We start from the raw sequence: 460 nt of genomic DNA, 5'->3' as shown, positions 1-460 counted from the left end.
TTCGCCGTCCGGCCTGTCCGTCGCGCAGCGGGCCGCCGTCCTCTTCCACGCGCTCGCCTTCCTGGTCGATGTCACTCTCGGGTGGCGTAGCGCTTTTCCAGTTCGTCATAGAATGGCTTGTTCACCAGGCGCTGCCGCTCCTTGAAGCTCGCCACGGGTCCGCTTTCGTCGAGACTGCCCTTGGCCTTGAGCTGACCGAGCGCATTCTGCATGCCGAGAACGGCGCCCTGCAGGGCGCCGTTCTCGGCATGCAGAATGCGCTCGGTCAGCTCAAGGCCAAGGGCAGTCTCGACGAAAGCGGACCCGTGGCGAGCTTCAAGGAGCGGCAGCGCCTGGTGAACAAGCCATTCTATGACGAACTGGAAAAGCGCTACGCCACCCGAGAGTGACATCGACCAGGAAGGCGAGCGCGTGGAAGAGGACGGCGGCCCGCTGCGCGACGGACAGGCCGGACGGCGAA

At 65.2% G+C, this 460-nt stretch carries 1 pseudogene; it reads left to right on the top strand.

The window, feature by feature from the left end:
• A pseudogene (locus VW35_RS22340) lies at nt 1-389 on the top strand (hypothetical protein); the annotation flags it as partial.
• Nucleotides 390-460: the final 71 nt, after the last annotated feature.

Source organism: Devosia soli, assembly GCF_000970455.1.
Taxonomy (GTDB): Bacteria; Pseudomonadota; Alphaproteobacteria; order Rhizobiales; family Devosiaceae; genus Devosia; species Devosia soli.
The sequence above is the reverse complement of the archived record's forward strand: the minus strand, read 5'-3'. Positions and strand labels throughout refer to the sequence as shown.